Consider the following 20,881-nt stretch of genomic DNA (forward strand, 5'->3'; position numbering starts at 1 on the left):
CGCTTCATGTTTGTACTGCTGGCAAGTATTACTGTTGCGCTAACCACAGCAGCACAGCCGGCAAAAGGTAAACATGTTGCAGCCATATCTTTTGGCAATAGCTTAGACAGCAACCTGTGGCTGGCACACATGCTACACAATAGTCACAACCGTGTATTTACGCAGCAGGATACACTGTGGCTCAATTGTGCAGATGGCGTAACGTTATGGTTAAAAAAATCATTGCCCCAATCGTACATCATCAGTTTTGACCGGGGCTTTCCTTCAGATACATCCGGTGCCAATTATCGCCTCAGTGATGTGAATCTGTTTTGGCAAGCCACACCAACCGATACAGCCAACCCCAGTGGTAAACTGGAAGGCTACGACCGTTGGCGGTTGTATTACGCCGGCATTGGCGGCAATTACAACAGCACTACCCGTTTTAGAAAATACGATGGCAGTGGCAACCGCTTACTATTGCAGGAATATACCCAACCCAACTACCTGCTACAACCCAACACCGTGTATCATTGTACGTTGCTTGTACATCCACCGCTTACACAATTGTGGGTGAATAATCAACTATGGTTCAGCTATACCGATGCACAACCGTTGCGGCAGGGGCTGTTCGGAATACGCAGCACCAAATCAAATCAATGGATTACGAATTTCAACATATGGTTGCCAAAATAATTGCCACTGCATTGTTGAGCATTAGTTGCTGCACAAGTCATGCACAAACGTTCAGCATTCAGCAATATGCCAACAACAACAAACGCTACAACATACAGTTTGGCCGCGATAGTGTAGCGCAGTTTTGGTTTGATGATACATTGCGTCGCCCCTATCTGCACCGCATATTTGCACCCGACCAAGTGCTCATCAGCCGTGGCTATCCGTTGATGCCCTTGCTCAACGATACTACAGATCATCCGCATCAGGTAGGTGTATGGTTTACGTATGAAGATGTAAATGGCAGCGACTTTTGGAACAACTCTCTCTGGCCAGCTGCCGACCGCAAAGGGAAATTGGGCAGCATTGTGGTAGATAATCTGTTATCGCAAACTAAAGGCGCAGCAGCCATATTGCAATTTCATGCCCGATGGAAAGACAATCAGCAACAAGCTATTTTGCTCGATACAACGACCTTGCATTTCAGCAAACAAGCCAACTACTACATTATTGACTGGACAACGAAGCTTACTGCACTCAAGCCTGTTACGCTTGGCGATGTAAAAGATGGAACCTTTGGCATAAGGCTTCGCCGCGAATTACAAATACCTTGGAAAGGCGAACAATCCGGTGCCAATGGCAACTACCTTTCTTCATCAGAACTTACAGGCCACGAAGTATGGGGCAAGCGGGCCAATTGGGTAATGCTGCACGGACAAGTACAACAGCAGTCAATCAGCGTGGTGATTATCGATCATCCTAAAAATCTGCACTACCCGGCTTATTGGCATGCCAGAGGTTATGGTTTATTTGCTATAAATTCACTGGCGCAAAAAAGTTTTGATGCCATCAAACCTGCATATACAACCAGACTACAACAAGGAGAAAGTTTACAGCTGCAATACAGGCTCGTGATAGCAACAGGCACTACGCCCCTGCACAAAAACACTGTAATGCAATTGGAAAAAGATTTTAGCCGTCAATAGCTTAAAAGAAAGGCTGCAATCCTTCCCATTTCACTTGCCAATTGGCATTTTTAGGAATGCCAGGCTGCGCTTCGGTATTGCCCTCAAAGCCAGCCAGCATCAATGCTACAGCAGTAAGTACACCACCATTACCCGGCAGGTACAAGCGTAGTCTGTCGTCCTGATAATTGTGGCCATTGGGTAAATAACGATTTGTACGAATGGGCATGAGCAATGCATCTACCGCTTTATCGGGCATGTTTAGCCGTGTAGCCGTCATAGCCGCCATTGGAAAATCCCAGCCCCATGTATCGTCCCATGTCCACACGTTCCAAACATGATTGAAGGTGCGACGCATGGTTTCCTTATCCAGCATGCTGCTGGCGGGCAACATACCAAGTGTACCATACACCGCCGGATGATCGGTTAAATAACGTGGATTTGTGTAACTATCCGGAGCACTTTCTGTAGCGAGGTAAATGCTATCCTGCACAGGCAGTGGCGACAATTTCTGGAGCACATCATCCCACTTTGCCTGGTGTGGCATGCCCATGCGAACCCGCCATGCCTGTGCCGTGGTTAATGCCCAATGCCAGTAATGCAATTCATAGGTGGGGTTGAAAGTTTGTACGGCTTCAAAACGCTCTTGTGCAGGTATTAATCCCGGGCCTAAAATATACCGGCCCTTGCTGCTATCATACCACGCATAGCTGGCCATGAAATCGGCAGTAGCAAAAACCAAATCGCTATAGCGTTTGAGAACCGCTTTATCATTTTTGCTTTTGTACAACAACTCTGCAAACGTGATAAAATGTGGTTGTTGCCAAATGAGAAATGCACCAACAGAAGAAGGACTTTCATTGCCTTCATGATCGACCATTTTCTGCCAACGTACGCCTTCATACCCCTGACGAACAGCAATGGCTTTTGCTTCATCATACACGGTCCGGTACCACTGCATGCTTTTTTCCAGCAGCTCGGGGCGGCCCCACAAAGCAAAGTGAACAGCATGCCACCAATGCATTTCCAAATGTGGTTTTCCAAACCAACTATTGTAGGTAAGGCCGGTTTCTTGTGGCGGAAAATTGCCGGCACATTGTACTTTGGTAAGGTATTGCGACAACACTACCCGGCGTTCTATTTCAAATGCTCGTGGGTCTTTGCAACCGCCAAAATCTACAGCAGCGCCGCTTTGCCAAAATGCCTGCCAGCCCTTGGTAGTGCTGGCTTGTACTTCATGCCATTTGCTTACAGATGCAGGTAACGATGCTGCAAACTCCAACGACATGCCAAATGTGGTGCCATCGGCGGGTGTGATAGAAAAAAGATGTGGTTGTGTATTGTTCACTATTGCATTGCCTGCAAAAGCGGCTTGCGCAAAATACCGGGTGCTATCCAATTGATGCTGCCAAACCGCTTGCTGATTGCTGCTTTGAATCAACTCGCTGCGGTGTTTATCGTTGTGCAGGTAAACAGCACCGCCATCAGCCCACTCACCCGTTGGATACGGAAATGACAAAATAAAACGAAGTCGTTTTTGTTGTATCAATGCAGAAGTCACCTGTACCGCAATAGCATCCCTTTCTTGATGACTCATGGTTTGAACATACACGGGCACCCCTTCCAATTCAAAGCTGCTATGTATAATGCCTGTCCACAAGTGAAGGGTCTGTTTGATGTTGCGTAAATCTGCGGACGTGGCAATGCTGCCATCTTTTTTAATGAGTTCAAAACCCAAGTGGCCCAAGTGCAACCGATGTGGATTTTGCCGAAAATAATCACCAGCTTGTTTGTTGCGAAGCGGCTCTTTTATTTGTACACCAAAGCTCACTTTTCTGCCATGCAGATTGTACTCCCGCAAAGATTCTTCGAACCGGTATTGCTGTTCGTTGGGAAAACTATGCCAGCCCCATTCGCTTTGTGTGCCCAGTGGTACGCCCTTTTGGTATTGTTGCGGAAATGTTTGCAAACCAGTAGCATCCACAGTAAAAGCGAAAGCACCATTACCAACCGTCAGCGATTGCAACGAATCGAATGACGACACCTGCACATTGTGCCTGCTGACAACCGCTTTCCTGTTGATAGGCTGCGCCACTGCCAGCAATGACAACAAACAGCAACCAAATATTGCCCACACACGACGATAACGAATCATAAAATAATGAGTGAAATGATTATGGTTTCAGATATGCTTGCAATGGCATCTTCGGCAGCGCTTTAATACCAGCAGCTACTTTGCCCGCATTCAACTCAGCACCCGGCAAACTAGTGTGTGTATGATCGCCAAAAAATAAAGTATTGACAGTTGCCGTGTCCATGGTTTCATATGCAGCTGCCACCAATTCATTCAGGTCAATAAAGTATGCGCCATTTTGCTCAGCAATTTGTTTGGCCCACAAACCATAATCCTGATTGGAGCGGCGGATTTTCCCTTGCTGCCAATTGTTGCGGGGCACCGGCGAACACACAATTGCAGTGGCGCCTTTTGCTTTGGTATCGGTCACGTATTTACGCATGTACCAACCGTAAGTATGCACCACTTCCTGCACTTTCCTAATAGGATTGTAAATCTCTTTTTCTTCATCGCCAATGCCCCGTATTGTACCACGGGCACGGGAAGTATCATCCAGCGGGCCAGCATCGTTGTGGCCGAATTGCATGATGACAAAATCGCCGGGTTGTAAATTATTCATGATGCGATCCCAACGGCCTTCTGTCATGAATGTGCGGCTGCTACGGCCACCAATGGCATGGTTCTGAATTTGAATACGGGTTGTATCAAAGTAAGGATGTAAAACTGTGCCCCAACCCCACTGCTTGTTTTTCCCTGTGCCATCACCATTGCGAACAGTTGAGTCGCCAATGATATACAACACCGGCTTGCGTTCTGTTTGTACCCAAAAAGCTTGCAGTACTACAGCTGTTGCCAGCAACAAGGTTGTTCTCCAGATAAAATTGCGTCGTTGTATCATGTTGTCTTTTTTTTAATCTGCTTGTAAAAGTGTAATGGCCATGGTTCCAATCACAACATCGTTGCTGATGGATTTCCATGCAATGGATTGCAAAGTTTTGTCTGCACGAAGTGGAATATCAACCACCGTGGCAGCACCACCATCAATGGCCATATTGGTCATGCCTTTAATGCTGCTGTATTTGGGTTTGGCCGTCATCCACACTTCCCCTGTGGCCAGATGCACTCTTGGCGGCCTTGGTGTTTGGCGGGCAAACTGATAGCCGTCCTCAATATAATCCTGCTCGATGGGCCACCAGTTTTCCGGATTGATCAGCGGCAGTGAATCCAATGTACCGTCTGTATATTTTACCAATACGGCACCATTCACTATCCGGCTTTGCATTGGGTTGGTACTACCAGCCATCAGCAACCAGGCATGTCTTGCTTTGCCACTCACCGGTACTTGCAACACATCCGGATAATTGTCCCACATACTGGTGAAGGCAATGTTTTGAGTTGTAGAAGGAACTGAAAAGCTCACACCGTTGGGCAGCATCAATACAGAACCGTTGAATTGCATTTTTTTGCGCAATCCAGTATCGCTGATACTGGCAGTGGCCTGCGGATAACACCATTGACCAAAACCTTGCAATGGCAATTGCAGGGTTGGCACTGCCAATCGTGGCGAAGCATAGCGCTGCTGAAAGATATCAGTAACTGCTGCATTCAGCATAGCACCAAGCTGAATGGTTGTTGTTTTAGTATTGGTTGACAAACCTATCTGCCAATCAATAAACTGCAGAGATTGTTTAGTGCCATTTACCAAACCCAGTTCAATATGATTGGTGCCGGGCAGCAATGCAGTTACCGGTATACGAAGCTGTCTTTTACTTGCCTGCCACAGCAGGGCTACTGATTGCTGCCAACCATTAACAACAACAGACTTTACTGCTGCAGGCAAATTCAATTGCAGTTGTACAGCGCCGTTCAAGTTTGTTTTTGAAACAATGGCTGCAGCAGGATTCACCTGAATCAATACCGGCTGCCACCAAATAGCAGCTCCGTGCTGCACTTGTACAAACAGGTGACGGCTTCCCAATTGACCCACCACTTTTGCCTGTATGCCTGACTGTGTATTTTTTACTTGCTGCAATACTCCTTGCGGATCTTTCAGCTGCAAAATTTTAAGCAGCGGAAATGGCATGCTCAAGGTTTCTCCCCGCACAGCTTGATATGTGGTTTTGGGCAATGGACGCAAAGTGGCATTGCTCCAAACAATTCGAATGGCATAATGCGTTGCCGCCGGTAATTCGATATTCAGTAGAGGCTGACCAATATGTGCTGCATCAAATTGAACGGGCACTTGCACTCCATTTACCAATACCGTTGGTAAGTAAGTACTGATGGCAGGAATGCGCAACGCCGTTTGCATTTTCACCGGCCATTGTTGATGAATATCCCACAACTCTTCTATGCCATTTCTTTTAAACGACACCTGAATATCGGGCACTGATAATGAGGCATGCTGCCATGCTTTTGGAAAGCCCGGTTCAATCAGCAAGCGTTGCTCCAGTACATTGGGTTTAATACCAAACAATCCTTCCACTACAGTTCTGGCGGCTACACCTACAGGATCGGCAAAGTCGCGGTAGAGTTCGCCACGGGCAGCATCAAACGACAAGAGCTGATGAAAGGCACCGGGACCTGCACCGCAATACAAACTTTCCATCAGGCTACTTTTCCACAGCTTAAATGCCTGCTCGTTATCACCAGCCTGCCAGTACGCCAGCGATGTATGCATCAACTCACCCAATGCCACGTTGTTGATACTCCATACATATGGGTGCCAGTTGGTAGTACTGCGCAACAAAAAAGAATCAGGAACGCCTTTTATTTTGAATGGGATAGCAGGTATTTCATGAGAAACGTATTGCATCATTTGCCATGCCTGAAATGGATCGGGCACTTTGGAATCAATGGCATGATACACCGTCCACAAAGCAGCTGCGGGATGCACAAGCCGATGCCCCAATGCATCTTTGTATTCTGCCAACCATCCTTTATCCGCCAACCACAGATTCTGCTGAATGGCATTCATAATTTTATTGGCCTCGGCAGCATACGCTATGCCGTCTTTACCAATAAGTGCAGCCAGCCTGGCAGCGGCACTAAATGCCCGGTAATTGTACGCTGAAGAATGTGCCACACCGCCGCCGCTGTACTGCAATGCATCACTTGCCCAAATACAACAGTAAGCATCGTACAAACCATCATCATCTGTATCAAAATTTCTTTTCTCCCATGCCAAATGGCGTTCGAGCAAGGACCACATGCTTTGTACAAATGCTGTGTCACCCGTCCATTCAAAATGTGTGAGCAACTGATCCACAAACACCAGGTTCATATCATAGTGGTGTGGCCGGATATCGCCATTGGGATTTCTGCAGATATAGCCACTGCTAAAAACTGCATTGCCAATTTTTTCCTGATGCCGTGCAAGGTTCAAAGCAGTATCCATCACTACCGGTCCGGCTGAAGGATTAACGATTTGGCTTTTGGCATACGCTTCAAAATGCGTACGGGCTCTGTCGTGCCATCCCAACGGATCGGCAACATTTGCACCACGCCATCCGGGCAATCGCATACGCCACGCTACTGCTCCATGCATGTAAGTAGGATTATCCCAAATGGCATTTCCAGCATTGGCCAAAACAGGCCCCAACTGATTGATCCACTCGTCAGGAGTTGACAACTTTATCCGTTCACTTATCTGATCAATTTGTTGTAACGCTTCTTGATACTGTGCCGCCAATTGTCCATTCGGTGTTTGCTGTGCACCGGGCGTCCACTGCAACCATTGCGGCGCATCAGCATTCAAAGAAAACGAAGCTTTTAGTACCGGATGGTTGATGGCTACCGGAGCCGTCAATAGTTGTGCAGCCTGTTGCGTTTGCGTCAAATCAACGGTAGCGAATGAGGTCGAAGTTGGAAAACTGCCAGACACCACATGTTCTTCATAATGATCGGTGATGGTAAATGTGCCGCCAGTACCAAAACGAATATTGTTGCCCGAGCAATAGCCGGGCTGCAAATACCAAACCGATTCGGGGTCTGCGCCTATGTCACCATCACGGGAAAACTTTTTACCACTTACACCACCGTACACTACATGCAACTGCACATCGGCTGCAATATTGTTACAGGTCAGTTGCATCAACAGACCTTCATCCGCTTGCATCGCCAGCACATCCAATTGCAATGAACCAGTACCCAACAGTTTATCCCGCAACACATACTGCATGTGCTCAGGCCTGTATCGGGTTTCTATGCTATCAGCATCATTCACCCATTTGATGCTTCTGCCCTGCTGAATGGCCAATCGAATATTGCCACCCATGCCGGGCAGGTACAATCCAAACTCAGGCACATCACCTGCTTCAATCCTGAATGCCGTATTGGTACTGTATAAGCTTCGGTTGAAACGCATTTTTCCCTGCTGCTTTACAAACCATCCATCTTGTGGTGCATAATGCAGCTGACGCCATTTGGCAGCTGGCAACTGCTGTTGCGCTTCAGCTGCATGAGCCAAAACGAAGGCAAGTATCAACTGTAATAGTAAATGACGTAAATGCATGTGCGTGGCATTTGATTGTTATTGTGAAACAGCAACTGCTTTGGAAGCCAACTGCTTTACTTTTTCTGCAACCGAATAGCTGGTATGTGGCGGTTGATTGTAAGCCACATTTTGCCAAACAATGCTCAAACGGTACTGATGATCTTGCAAAAAAGTAGTGAGCTTATGCGGCGTTGGAATTGGTGTAGAAAAAATACGCAGCTCATTGTTGTCTGCTGTGCGGTAAATCAACTCTTCCCGCCAATCGCCCCAAATATCGGCACTCAGCACCGGGTTAGCCTTGGTACCATTGTTGCTAACGCAATTGTATTGACGAGCATCAAAAATGCGGATGGCTTTATTGCTGGCAGTATCCCAACGTTCAATGGTTGTACCATTCAAAATTTCGCTGTACGCATCGCCATCCCAATACATACCCATGTTGCATGCAGGAGCCCTGTCTGCAATTTTATTGCCTTTAATATCAAACACACCTGTGATGCCTGCACCAGCTACCCAACACTCGGCGCCATCATAGCGGGGATCCATGTCTATGGCCAATCCACGGCCGGGTCCTTCGCCATCCTCCCCTGCTTTTACAGAAGCTTTTTTCCAAATGATTTCACCGGTTTTTGCATCCCGCAGATTGGCGCCGGCATCGCCAAAACGTTCCTGAATGTGAAACACTTCCAGCCCCGGACGTGATGGATCGAGATCGCTTACATGCAATGCATCACCGTGGCCAATACCCGTGCTGTACAAACCTTTGCCATCATCATCCACCGTCATGGCACCATATACAATTTCATCTTTTCCATCATTGTCTACATCGGTTATGGTAAGATTATGATTGCCCTGACCAGCAAAGTTTTTCATTCCGTTATTGGTATCGAACACCCAACGGGATTGCAGTTTTTTATTGCTGAAATCCCATGCGGCAATCACCGTTCTGGTATAATAACCCCGACACATAATTACACTCGGATGTTTGCCATCGAGGTAAGCAACTGCGGCTAAGAAACGATCCATGCGATTACCATAACCATCTCCCCAAATGGCTTTCAAATCTTGCTCCGTTGGTTGATTGCTGGAAGGATGCCTTGCAGGAATGTAATCAACAGTGTGAAGCACTTCACCGGTCAGTCCATTAAAAACGGATAAGAATTCTGGGCCGGCTAAAATATAGCCCCGTTCATTGCGCCAGTCTCTGGTAGCATCACCAATGATATTGTCTTTGCCATCCACAGTACCATCAGCCGTTTTCATGGTTACTTCGGCTTTGCCATCGCCATCCAAATCGTACACCATAAACTGCGTGTAGTGTGCCCCTTCCCGGATATTCTTGCCGAGGTTGATGCTCCACAACAAAGTGCCATCCATTTTATACGCCTGAATAATTGGCGGATCAGTAATACCTGCTTGAGAGTTGTCTTTGCCCCGGCCTGTTTGATGCAATATGATTTCAAACACACCGTCGCCATCTAAATCAGCTACACTACCATCGTTGGGTGCGTAGCCCTGTGGCGTTTGTAATGGAATGGAAAAATAGGGTTGCGCTTTTGCAGGCAATGTAAATGACCGTGATGCCACAGCCTCTTTCCCTTTTACAACAGCTTTTACAAAATAGCTTTGTGTTTGTGTGGAGTCAGCTTGTTCATCTACAAAACCAGTTGTAACAGTTACCAATGTGGCATTCAATTTTTTCGCTTTCTCTTTACCTGTTGCTTTGTATACGTTAAAGCCTTGTACTGCTGCATCTTCCAGCAGCCAGCGCCAACTTACAAAGACTTTTCCATCGGGCATTGGCACAGCACTTACTGCACGGTCAAGCTTTTCAGCAATGCGTTGTGCGTGTTGTTGTTTTGCCAGTAGCAAACACAACAACAACATGAATGTGTGACGTAAATTTTGCATGGCATTATTATTTTGAAACAGATAATTGAATTTTTACCGGAGCATTTCTATCACAAGTAATCCATCCGTTTGTAAGCGTCAATTCGGCTACCTGAATTAGACTTCTTCGCTTTTCATATCCGTCTGTAGGATGGTTTTTGCCGGGATGAATAAAGTAGTACACATAGGCACGGTCGCCATTCACCAATACGTCTGCATGGCCACCAATGGCGCCATCTTCAGCACCAGTGCCGGGCTGTTCTAAAATTCGCTCCGGTTGTTTTTCCCATTGTGTTAAATCCTTACTGCGGTATAAACTCATGCCGGCCCAATTGTCTACCAGCATCCAGTAATATTCTTTCCAGTAAAAAACTTTGGGCCCTTCTCCACCTCTGTCACCTACCGCTTTGCCTTTGTCTGTCCAATGATACAAGTCGTCGCTGTCGGCATAGTAAATGCTTTTCTTATCCAGCTCATTGTTGTACCACATTCGCCACCCACCACCGGGCAGGGCTATTACACAAGCATCAATCACTCTTTCGCTGGCCAGCTTTAGCACCGATTCAAATTTCCAGTGGCGTAAATCTGTGCTCGTTAGATGTACAATGTCTCTGGGATGCTTCCAATCGGCAAACACACCCGGCACGTAGGTGAGGTACATGTGATAAAGACCGTTGTGCTCCATCACTTCCGGTGCCCAATGCGTGTAATCAGCCACCGGCCGATATTGAATATCGGCAGTATCCACGTACTTCCAATTGGCACCATCTTTACTACTCGCTATTCCTATGCGGGTGCCATGCACCCAGGTTACGCCATCCAGCTGCGGTTGATTGGCCCTGCGGTTGGTGTAAAACATATACCAGGTTTGCTGTTGCTTATGCCACACTATTACCGGGTCGGCAGCACCATCATACACACTGTCTCTGTACAGCGGCTTTGGCGCAATAGCCATAGTGGTATGCGTGGTTTTGCAAGCCAGCAGCACACAACACATTAGGCATCCAATCAGAGCAATTTTACGCATCGCTATTTCTAAAAAAATAAGGCTATGGAATGTGCACCATTCATAGCCCTATTTATCTGTATCAACAATAACTGTTACAATTTGAAAGGCAGGTACCAGTTGGCTTTATCCATCAACCGGGCTCTTGTTTCTGCAGCACCGGGCGTGCCATCTTTCAGCAGTTTCTGGTATACTTTATCCGCCAAAAAAGAGGGATCGTTTCTGCGGCGGGCCACACGAAGCAAATCTGCCCAACGAGTACCTTCAAAGCCGTTTTCCAAAGCACCTTCTTGTACCAAACCATCTTCTATCTGCAACAAACTATCGGTACCTGTAATCGTGTAGTTCTGCACGTTGGCACGGCCACGAATACCAAGGTTGCGGTACCAATCTGAACGATAGTAAGGCACACCGGTACCACCACTGTTGCGGGCATCAAAGTTGAACGGATATGGCTCCCACAAAGTGTTGTGGTAAAGCGTAACATCCGTTACACCAGAAGGCGGAGGAAATGCTGCAGCGAAACCAGAATTGAACAATGCATAGGCAATCTTATGTTTGCCAGCACGGTTGGCCGCTTCAGCAAAGCGTAAATGCAAGTGCGTTTGACGATACAAAAACCATTTGCCATTTTTCTGCAAAGGATTCAATGCCGTGTTGGTTGAATAGTTGATGTAGTTATACAAATACTTCATCACCACGGGTTGGCCGCCAATTTCTCGCCAGGTAAAAATGCCACGGGCATCGTAAGGCAAAAAACCGGTTTGACCAGAAACAGGGCGTTGTGGTGTATTGTTCCAATAATCCATTGCCTGCTTGGAAGGCTTCACCAGATAATTGCCTCCAACAGGTGAAAATAATTTTACCAGTGAGTTGTCCGGTTGAAACTTACTATCGAAAGGCAGCACCCAAATCCATTCGTAATCGAAGCCATTGTCTTGACCACGCTGAAACATGTGACGCCATTGAGGTTCCCAAACCAAGGTAGTTGCATCGCCAGCTCTGGAGTAAGTAATGTAGTGATCTTCGGCACTACCATTCCAGCCCAATTTGTATTGCATGTAGTAGCGGGCACCTTGCGTACCGCTGGTAGAAGTTTCCATCACTTCACGGTACTTGGTAGCAGCAGCAGTATAGTCACCTTTCCACAAATACAAATCGCCCAGCAAACATTTTTTGTTCACAAAAAACTTAGCTGTCTGGTAGCCATCTGTATTAATGTTCAGCGTGGTACCACTTGGGTATGGATCTTTAAACGGCAATGCTTCTGTAAAAGAAATCAGGCTATCGATGAGCACATCAAATTCGAGCATTGGGAAGTTGCTGCTCTTCTTGATATCATCTACCGTTTCCAATGCGCTGGTTACATACGGCACTTTGCCATAATGAATGCCCAGTTGCAGGTAAAGGAAAGAACGCAAGGCTCCAACATCGCTGTAGCGCTGATTAAATTCTGCTTCTTTCATTTTATTGTCTTGCTTCATGATGAGGAAATTCTTCAGCACATCATTGCAATTCAAAATCAGTTCATAAAACGGACGTGGATTGGCATACGGATTATCAGCCGTTACATTGTGCGAACTAATCTGACGCAGGTACATGTCTGCATTGTCGGTATAGTTCAGCATGTCGCCACGCAGTTCATTCAGTATTACATACCTGTCTGCGAGGTTCATGAACTTTCCGTACAAACCAATAATGGCAGCATCGGCATCATACACATCCCGATACATATTGGCTACATCCAATACCTGCTCAGGTTCTTTATCAAACGTCTTCTTACAACCCGCTAATCCTGCAAGTGCAGCCATCAGCATGAGGGTGAAGTAGGATATTTTGAACGTTTTCATTACACGTTTCTTTTTAGCTGTCATTTAATTACAATCCGAGTTTCAAACCAAACATGGCACTGGTAAACTGTGGTGTCAATCCTGTATCAATACCTTGTGCAAACACACTTGGATTTACACTAAACTCAGGATCGTAGCCCAGGTACTTCGTAAAGGTGAGCAGGTTATTGCCATGCAGGTAAATGTTCAAATCTTTAACCATCCCCTTGCCACTTACCGGCACGTTGTATGATACACTGAGGGTGCGAAGTCTCAGGTAAGAGCCATCTTCAATCCAGCGGCTGCTAAACTGTGCATTGCCCATGGGATCACCGTAGCTGGCTTTGGGTGTATTGGTAATTTGACCATTGCTTCTCCAACGGTTGCCGGCACTTTGCAACTGATTGTTGGTGTTACTCATCGACTCCAGTTGGTGACGCAAATAATTGTATACATCATTGCCACTGCTGAAAGTAAACAAGGCTTCAAAGGTAAAACGCTTCCATGCTACGCGGTTGCTGAAACCACCAATCCAAGATGCGTTAGCATTGCCAATGACAGTACGGTCGTTGTCGTCAATAATTTTATCCCGGTTCAAATCAGCGAATATTACATCACCTCCGGTAAATGCACGAAGCGAACCATCGGCCATGCGGCGCTGCAAGCCCGCAGAAGCTGCTGCTGCATCCGTGCTGTACACACCGGTTGCCTGCAAACCATAAAACTGATTGGCTGCTTCACCCTCTTTGGTAAGAATGCCAGCGCCGGCAAATTGTGTAACAAAACTTCCACCGGGAACTGCCGTCATTTTATTGTCGTAAGTAGATGCATTCACCGCCACATCCCATTTCAGATTGGGCTTGTTCACTACTCGTACATTCAGAGCAAGATCAATGCCTTTTGTTTCCATACCGCCGTTGTTGGTGAGTACAGTATTAAAACCAGAGGCTGTAGCCAGCTGCTCATACACCAGCATTTTAGTGGTTTTATTTTGCCATACATCTGCAAACAACTGAATGCGGTCATTCATCAAACCGAGGTCTACGCCAAGGTTATTGCGTTGTACATTTTCCCACTGCAATGTTGGATTAGCAATACCACTGCGCACCAGGCCTTGCATGCCCAGCAAGTTCTGCACGGCATAAGTTTGGCGGCTGTTATAGTTGCCAATATCATCATTGCCGGTTTTGCTCCAGCTGGCCCGGAAACGCAACAACGAAATAGAAGAATTGGCCATGAATTTTTCTGATGAAACCAACCAGGCTGCAGCTACGGAAGGCATTACAGCAAATGGAACGTCATTGATCATGATGCCTTCCGATGCTTGCTTTCCAAAACGAGAAGACGCATCCATAGCCGCATTCAGCGACAGGAAGAAACGATTGCGATAGCTGTATTCTGCGTTGGCATAAATGTTCATCCAGTTCCACGAACCTACATTACCACCAACCTGACGCAGCAAGCTCACACCATTTTGTACACTTACCAATTCATCTGTAGCACTGTTGAAAGTTCTGGCAATGTCTTGCTCTGCACTGTTGTTTTGATAACGCAAGCCAAGGTTCGCTTTGAAACCATGTTTATTCTGCTTGTTGTCGTAGCTAAGGCGGGTATCGCTGTACAAAGAAAACAATCGTTTTACCTGTGCACCCAAGCGGCTTTCGATAATGGCATTGGCGGTGGTGTCATCTTGCACACCTTTACGTGGTACAAAAATGTTTTCCCGCACTTTATCGTATGTAATACCAAACAAAGTACTGGCAGAAAGCTTATTGCTGATTTCATACTTGAAACCAAATGAACCAAAGAAGCGATAGTACTTGTTGTAAGCCTGCATCAAATCAATCAATGCACTGGGGTTGCCTACGCCCAGGCCATCTACATCACTCACGTTTGGCGAAACCTCTCCTGATGCATTCACTTCTCTGTCGGTGTAAAATGGTGCTTTTATCAACGCCAGATACAATGGGTTTGTATTGTTGGCAATGCCCTGATCTTTCAGGTTTTGTTCGTTGTAGGTAAATGAAAGATTGGCAGTACCGGTAAAGCGTTGAGAGAAATTCATCTCCGCATTGAAACGGGTATTGTAGCGTTTCATGTCGGTGTTTTTGATGATACCTTTGTTGTCGGCAAAGCCCATACTCAAAGCATAAGTTGCTATGTTGTCACCACCGGTTACTTTCAAAAAGTAGTTCTGATTGATGCTGTTTTGCAACACTTTGTTTTGCCAGTTGTTATTGTTGTGCGTAGCAAAATATTGCGGATTGTTTTTATCATCAATCATAAAAGGCATGGCGGCAATGGCAGCACTGCTCATGCCTTTGCTTTGCAGCATGTCTGCCAGATAACTGCGGTAGGCAGTGGCATCCATTACAGGCAATGCATTGGGAGCCGCATTGGCACCGGCATACACCCCAAAATCAATTTTGGTAGCTTGTTGTCTGGCTCGGCTGGTGGTAATGATGATGGCCCCATTGGCACCTTTTGTACCGTAAATGGATGATGCATCTTTCAACACTGTAAAATTCTCAATGTCTTTTGCATCAATAAATACCAGTGGGTTGGTGTAGTTATTAGCAATGATAGATTCACCATAATCGTTGTAATCATACACCATGTTGTCTACAATCAGCAGTGGTTTGTTGGTGCCATATAGTGAGTTGAAACCACGAAGATTTAAACTGGCACCGGCACCGGGAGCACCGCTTCTGCGAATGCTGTTGAGGCCGGCAACACGGCCCTGCAACATCGCATCAGGTATTTCTGCCGGTTGTTCCCAGGCGCCATTAAAGTAGGCTTGTGATGCAGCAGCAGTTACCTCGCTACGCAAAGGCTTACCTGTTGGCATGGTGATGGCTTCATACACCGATTCATGCGACTCGCTGTTGAGAGCAATATTTACCTGACTGCGGCCTTTGAGAGGAACTATTCTGGTTTGAAAACCTTCTCCATTCACCATTAGCTGTGCTTGCAGATCGGGCACTTTAATAGAAAAGCTACCATCATTATCGGAGATGTCTGCAGAAAATCCTGTTACAGAAACACGAACACCACCGGCTGGCTTTCCGGAAGCGGCATCTTTGATAATGCCTTTCACCACGATGGTTTGTTGTGTTGTCTTTACCGAATCGGCTTTTGTTTTGCCCTGGCTTTGCGCCTGTGCAATACAACAACTGAGTGCCAGTAAAGAAGTGGTCAAAAACTTACGCATTTCGCTATGTATTAAAAACAACGTTCAGAATGCTGATGCTACTGTTGCTTACAACGAGGGCACCAATTTTATATAATCGCACAACAACGGGTTGGCCGCAGCAGTAGTACTGTTGGCACCTACCAGATAGATGTCGTAAAAGTTTTGGAAACTACTTACCGTAAACTCTCCTATCAATACTTCTGCAGGATTGTTGACTGCAATAGTGGTGTACGGAAACACCGTGCTATTGGCAGCACCGGGGCACAAACGCTGTGTGAATGTGGCCGTTTGAAAATCATTGACCGCTACGATGTACGCTTTGAATTTCATAGAGGGCACTTCGCTCAAGCGGTACCGCAAATTGAACAATGCCACACCATGACCACTTACCAGAATATCCCGGTAAGGCAAGCCGGTCAACGGATTGATTCTATCCCGATAAAAAGTATTGGAACGACGGTCGTGACTGGTACCACTGGGGTTCTCTCCTTGTATCACGATGGTTTTGAATTTTTCTACCGGTGCTACTTCTGCTTTGCTCATCACATACACAATACCATTGCTGGCTTTGATGCTGCTGACAATTGCCGATTTATCAATGGGCACTTTTACACCAGCTCTTGATACAATGGTATCGGGCAATTGCTGCTGTGTATACAACCCGCGGATGGCCAAATCTTTTACAATGGTAAAACCAGCCAAATCATTGGTGCTATCAGCGGTGCCTGTTACAAAAAATGGCTTGTACTTATTGAGCTCCGCATCATATGCATCGTCTGCAAGAGCGAAGTAGGTGTATTGGTTTTGCTCATTGCGCAGGTCATACACCCTTGTCCCAAAACTTATTGCGCTTTACAATACCAGTACCAGGCTTGTAAATGGGCTGACCAGTAATTGCATCCACACCAATTTGCTCAGCCAGCGAAGGATCAAATCCGTCGTACGCCATTTTGGAAAGTAATGCTTGCTGCTTGGCAGGCACCTGTGCCGTTGTAGTGAGAATTTCCCACACATTCAGGCGGTTGGGCAGCATGTTATCTATAACATGTATTACGCCATTTTTGCCGATTACATTGGCAGTGGTAATTCCTGCATCTTCTACTTTGTTGTTGTAGAAATTATTGTACTTACCATTCAGCATCAATACACGAAGCGTGTCGGTTGCGTCTGTTGTTAAATACCGCAAATCGGCTATGTGATTCGCTAAAAAACGATTGAGCCGGGCAGTATCATTAGTAATGGTAGGATCGATGGCTGTAAGCGCCTGATTGGTGGGCGCAAACACCGTGAAACTTTTGGAAGAAGACAGCAGGTTGGCGTAAGAAGATTGCGCCAGTAATTGTTCGAACCTACTCAGGTTGTTGATGCCCGACATCAGTTCTTTCAGTGTCTTGTTCAATCCTTCTCCGGTTACAGCATTGTGCTGATCCCAATCTTTTTTACAGGCAACGCCCATGCTCAATGCACCCAGCAGCAGCCATTTATATGTTCGCATCTTCATCATTGTCTTTCATTTGTGCTTCAGCAGAAACAGCTAATTATTTATTGCCAAACCATTGTACCATCTGGTGCAAAGCGGGGCAGTATCTGATTGTCGTCAATAGGTATAAACTGAATCATGTCGAGGTTGTTGGTGTTTTGTGTACCCGACACAGCTTCAAAACGAAATACCTGACGACCTGTAGTGGCAATATTTACAACGCCCAACAAACGTGATGCATAGTTATTATCAACAGTAGATGTGTAACGCTTCCAGCCAATGGCTTCACGTTCAGCATCTGTACCACTTGGTATAAACTCAGTGAAGATGAGCTGACGCTGCATCAGTTCGCCATTGATGCGTACGTTGTTGACACAAGTAGAAGATGAACTCTGACGTTGTGTACGGTAGCATACCCAAACTTTATAGCGGCCTTTTACTACTACAGGAGTTTTGTACTCCCACCACAATGCTCGAAGCGGAGGTCCTAATGGCAAAATATTCACGTCATTGTTTACAGCACGGTTGGTAATGGAAGATGATGCACTGAAACTGTAGGTCATAGTTGTACCTGCAGAGTTGTAACCCCAGTCAATGTCTTTGATGGGCTTGTCCAAATCATTGGCTTTTACAAAAGTGGTATTGGCCTTTTTGTAAAACTGTGGCAGCTTCCTGATTTCATCGAAAGAACTTACATCCCAAAACACGGCTTGCGGAGCACGATACTTCGCTACGAAATGACCACGTACCGTATGCCATACACCATTGGCGGCAGAGTTGTCACTACTGGCTCTCAGCAGTTCAGAACCTTTTTCATATATACCATTGAAGATGTCATCGTTGATGAGTACCATATTGTCTTCCAATTTGGCACTTACCACTTCCTGCGGCAGCAATGTGAGGTGCGAACTGTTCAAAATCACATCCGCTAAATATTTCAGCCCTGGCAAAATGTGGTATTGCACATACATGTTCAGGCTATCTTTTTTATCAGCAGGGTTTCCGGTTTGTGAATACCTCGCTTTCAGTTCGGCATAGCTGAGGATACCACTATCCGCCAGCGACTGATTGGTTTCTGCCAACACGGTAATCCAGTCGCGGTTGGTGCCGGTTTGTACAGTATTGAGCAAATCGTAATAACCGGTTTCTTTCAATGCCTGTACAAAAATGCCGAACTCAGGTTTGCCCTCAATTTGCGCAGCAATGCTGTTTTTGGCGGCACGCAATACATTGTCAATGACATGCACAATACCATTGCCTACCCGCACATTGCTTTGCAGCACAAATGCCTGACGGTTAATCCAGTAGCTGGATACATCATTTTTGCTGGCAACACCTGTAATCAGGTATTGGCCCAGCATGGTAGGCACTGGCATTTTACCATCGGTAAAGGTGCCGGTAGAAATTGTGTCTTCCAACAAGTGAAATCGCACCAGGTCTTTCAGCGTATCTACGTTTACTGCTTCTACAGAGGCTGCACCAATATCTTTCAGGTATTGACGAACACCGCTGTTGGTTGGCGCAAAGCAGGTATAGCTACCGTAGGCATTCAGGAATGCCGCAGTACCTGTTCTGTCCAGTATCTGGCGAAACAATGAAAAGCTATCTGGCTGCTTGTCCAGATATCCCACAATGTTTACATCCGCTGTGGTGGATATAGTGTACTCTTCCTTTTTGCAGCTTTGCACATATACCATGCTAAAGCCACAAACTGCGAGAAGAATGAGTGATAGAAATTGTTTTTTCATAGCAGGCTTTTGTTATTTGTAGAATGGATTCTGTTCCAACAGTTTGTTGGTTTGAACTTCATACAGGTATATTGGTAAGTAGTGGCTGTTTTTGTCTTTGAGTTTGGCAAAAGCTGATTGTTGTTTATCCGGAGGAACACTGGTTCCTGCCATTTCCAACAGCAAATCGAGCCGCTGATAATTGTTGCGCTTGGCTACACGGAGCACATCAAACCAACGTTTGCCCTCAAACGCAAATTCACGTTGTCTTTCTTCCAGTAAGAACGTTTGCATTTCCTGCTTGCTGGTGCTATCGGGCAATCCTTTGAAATCGAAGGCACCTGAACGTTCACGAACCTGCTTCGTCAGCTCCCATGCTTCCAGTGGTTTGTCTTGCTCATTCAGTGCTTCTGCTTTCATCAGCAATACTTCTGCATAGCGGTAAAAAGTCCATGGAGCAGTAGATTGCTCTGCACTGCGTAATGTATTGCTGCTATTGGCGCCTACGTATTTCCAAATGGTAAGGTCGCCGGCACGGAGCGAAGCACCATCACCGCGGATATCTACTTTGGGTGGTGCATTTACAATATCAATGCCGTACACTGCTTCCATCAGGTGTGCAGCGGCTGTCCATCTGCGGCCTGCAGTGGCATGCATAAAGTAAAAGGAGTTGATTTTTTGCGCATCAAACTGAATGGCGAAAATGTGCTCTGGAGAAGCGGCTGTTACAAACAGTTTGTCGAACCAGCTTGCATCGCCGGCCACCAAACCAAACTGACCAGAGTTGATGATTTTATCGCATTCTGCTATGGCATTGGCATAATCATCTTTCCAGAGATACACATCGGCCAGCAGCGCATTTACTGCATATTTGGTAATGCGTCCTTTGTCGGTGCCAATACTGCCATAGGTAGCCGGTACGCCTGTTTCAGCAGCTTTCAAATCTGTTACAATTTGCTTGAGTACAGAGTCGGCCGGTGATTTGGCAATGGGTGTCAAATCCTGATCAGAAACCGTTGCCGTCAATTTAAGCGGTACATCTCTGAACGTTCTTACCAAATAAAAATACATGAGAGCCCGAATGGCTTTGGCCTGCCCTACTGCCCTGTCCAGCTGCTGCTGTGTAAACGTGGGATCGAGTTTCAAAACACCCGGTGCCAGTTCAATAACCGTATTGCAATAGTTGATGGTTTGATACACAAACCGCCAGTTCACAATATTGTTTTGCGGCAATATGTTCATGGTGGTAAAATCGATTTCTTCTACAGCAGCTCTTGCAGTAGGCGCTATCATATCGGCACGTGCTTCACCCCACAAAAAGAAGTACTCGGGTAATGCTCTTTCTACAGCCAGATTGTTGCTTACCGTACCTCCCATCATGCTGGAGTAAATACCGGTAACAGCAGCATCCACCTGCTCTTTTGTTTTCCAAAACTCTTCGCGGATGATGCCATCCTGGGGCTTTAGTTCGAGCCACTTCTTACAGGAAGAAGCCGAAGCCAACAGCAACAACAAGAGTGAATATTTTAAAATGAATTTCATGGCAGAATATTGAAAATGTATCCGAA

13 protein-coding genes are annotated in these 20,881 nt (G+C 46.2%); 2 read left to right on the forward strand and 11 right to left on the reverse strand.

From position 1 onward, the window contains the following. Positions 1-6: 6 nt before the first annotated feature. Both GLV81_RS11555 and GLV81_RS11560 read left to right on the forward strand, forming a co-directional pair. Complete coding sequence (locus tag GLV81_RS11555; protein ID WP_197428257.1) at positions 7-675, forward strand: DUF6250 domain-containing protein; 669 nt, start codon at positions 7-9, stop codon at positions 673-675. Next, positions 660-1,640 (forward strand): DUF6807 domain-containing protein, encoded by a 981-nt coding sequence (locus tag GLV81_RS11560; RefSeq protein ID WP_197428258.1) that lies wholly within the window; start codon positions 660-662, stop codon positions 1,638-1,640. The genes GLV81_RS11555 and GLV81_RS11560 overlap by 16 nt, the downstream gene beginning before the upstream one ends. 1 nt (position 1,641) lies before the next feature. On the opposite strand, the gene GLV81_RS11565 is transcribed toward GLV81_RS11560, so the two are convergent. The 11 genes from GLV81_RS11565 to GLV81_RS11615 all read right to left on the reverse strand — a co-directional run bounded on the left by GLV81_RS11565 (position 1,642) and on the right by GLV81_RS11615 (position 20,855). Next, positions 1,642-3,774: a hypothetical protein gene (locus GLV81_RS11565; protein ID WP_246185955.1), complete on the reverse strand. Its 2,133-nt coding sequence runs from the start codon at positions 3,772-3,774 to the stop codon at positions 1,642-1,644. 19 nt (positions 3,775-3,793) lie between these two features. Beyond that, the gene (locus GLV81_RS11570; protein ID WP_157479003.1) at positions 3,794-4,591 is read right to left on the reverse strand and encodes a rhamnogalacturonan acetylesterase; all 798 of its coding nucleotides are present in this window, start codon (positions 4,589-4,591) and stop codon (positions 3,794-3,796) included. Between the two features lie 12 nt (positions 4,592-4,603). Continuing rightward, positions 4,604-8,206: a DUF4450 domain-containing protein gene (locus GLV81_RS11575; protein WP_157479004.1), complete on the reverse strand. Its 3,603-nt coding sequence runs from the start codon at positions 8,204-8,206 to the stop codon at positions 4,604-4,606. An 18-nt stretch (positions 8,207-8,224) separates the two neighbouring features. Beyond that, positions 8,225-10,099: a rhamnogalacturonan lyase gene (locus GLV81_RS11580; protein ID WP_246185956.1), complete on the reverse strand. Its 1,875-nt coding sequence runs from the start codon at positions 10,097-10,099 to the stop codon at positions 8,225-8,227. A 7-nt stretch (positions 10,100-10,106) separates the two neighbouring features. Next, entirely contained in the window at positions 10,107-11,066 is a 960-nt protein-coding gene (locus GLV81_RS11585) for a family 43 glycosylhydrolase (RefSeq protein ID WP_425500000.1), read from the reverse strand. Positions 11,067-11,179: 113 nt separating this feature from the next. Continuing rightward, the gene (locus GLV81_RS11590) at positions 11,180-12,934 is read right to left on the reverse strand and encodes a RagB/SusD family nutrient uptake outer membrane protein (RefSeq protein ID WP_157479005.1); all 1,755 of its coding nucleotides are present in this window, start codon (positions 12,932-12,934) and stop codon (positions 11,180-11,182) included. A 28-nt stretch (positions 12,935-12,962) separates the two neighbouring features. Then, complete coding sequence (locus tag GLV81_RS11595; RefSeq protein ID WP_157479006.1) at positions 12,963-16,124, reverse strand: SusC/RagA family TonB-linked outer membrane protein; 3,162 nt, start codon at positions 16,122-16,124, stop codon at positions 12,963-12,965. A gap of 48 nt (positions 16,125-16,172) precedes the next feature. Then, positions 16,173-16,934 carry a fasciclin domain-containing protein gene (locus GLV81_RS11600; RefSeq protein WP_157479007.1) on the reverse strand — a complete coding sequence of 254 codons (762 nt, stop codon included), beginning with the start codon at positions 16,932-16,934 and terminating at the stop codon, positions 16,173-16,175. Further along, a complete protein-coding gene (locus tag GLV81_RS11605) occupies positions 16,927-17,610 on the reverse strand; it encodes a fasciclin domain-containing protein (protein ID WP_157479008.1) in 684 nt (227 codons plus the stop codon). The genes GLV81_RS11600 and GLV81_RS11605 overlap by 8 nt, the downstream gene beginning before the upstream one ends. Positions 17,611-17,648: 38 nt before the next feature. Beyond that, a complete protein-coding gene (locus GLV81_RS11610) occupies positions 17,649-19,334 on the reverse strand; it encodes a fasciclin domain-containing protein (RefSeq protein WP_157479009.1) in 1,686 nt (561 codons plus the stop codon). 12 nt (positions 19,335-19,346) lie between these two features. Continuing rightward, positions 19,347-20,855, reverse strand: a complete 1,509-nt coding sequence (locus GLV81_RS11615; RefSeq protein WP_157479010.1) for a RagB/SusD family nutrient uptake outer membrane protein — start codon at positions 20,853-20,855, stop codon at positions 19,347-19,349. Between the last annotated feature and the right edge of the window lie 26 nt (positions 20,856-20,881).

The organism is Phnomibacter ginsenosidimutans (assembly GCF_009740285.1).
Lineage (GTDB): Bacteria > Bacteroidota > Bacteroidia > Chitinophagales > Chitinophagaceae > Phnomibacter > Phnomibacter ginsenosidimutans.

Bases quoted from the DNA above. Each gene is read 5' to 3' on its own strand.
- GLV81_RS11575 (WP_157479004.1), bottom strand. From the start codon at position 8,206: ATGCATTTACGTCATTTACTATTACAGTTGATACTTGCCTTCGTTTTG.
- GLV81_RS11590 (WP_157479005.1), bottom strand. From the start codon at position 12,934: ATGAAAACGTTCAAAATATCCTACTTCACCCTCATGCTGATGGCTGCA.
- GLV81_RS11580 (WP_246185956.1), bottom strand. From the start codon at position 10,099: ATGCAAAATTTACGTCACACATTCATGTTGTTGTTGTGTTTGCTACTG.
- GLV81_RS11555 (WP_197428257.1), top strand. From the start codon at position 7: ATGTTTGTACTGCTGGCAAGTATTACTGTTGCGCTAACCACAGCAGCA.
- GLV81_RS11570 (WP_157479003.1), bottom strand. From the start codon at position 4,591: ATGATACAACGACGCAATTTTATCTGGAGAACAACCTTGTTGCTGGCA.
- GLV81_RS11615 (WP_157479010.1), bottom strand. From the start codon at position 20,855: ATGAAATTCATTTTAAAATATTCACTCTTGTTGTTGCTGTTGGCTTCG.
- GLV81_RS11605 (WP_157479008.1), bottom strand. From the start codon at position 17,610: ATGATGAAGATGCGAACATATAAATGGCTGCTGCTGGGTGCATTGAGC.
- GLV81_RS11560 (WP_197428258.1), top strand. From the start codon at position 660: ATGGTTGCCAAAATAATTGCCACTGCATTGTTGAGCATTAGTTGCTGC.
- GLV81_RS11595 (WP_157479006.1), bottom strand. From the start codon at position 16,124: ATGCGTAAGTTTTTGACCACTTCTTTACTGGCACTCAGTTGTTGTATT.
- GLV81_RS11610 (WP_157479009.1), bottom strand. From the start codon at position 19,334: ATGAAAAAACAATTTCTATCACTCATTCTTCTCGCAGTTTGTGGCTTT.
- GLV81_RS11565 (WP_246185955.1), bottom strand. From the start codon at position 3,774: ATGATTCGTTATCGTCGTGTGTGGGCAATATTTGGTTGCTGTTTGTTG.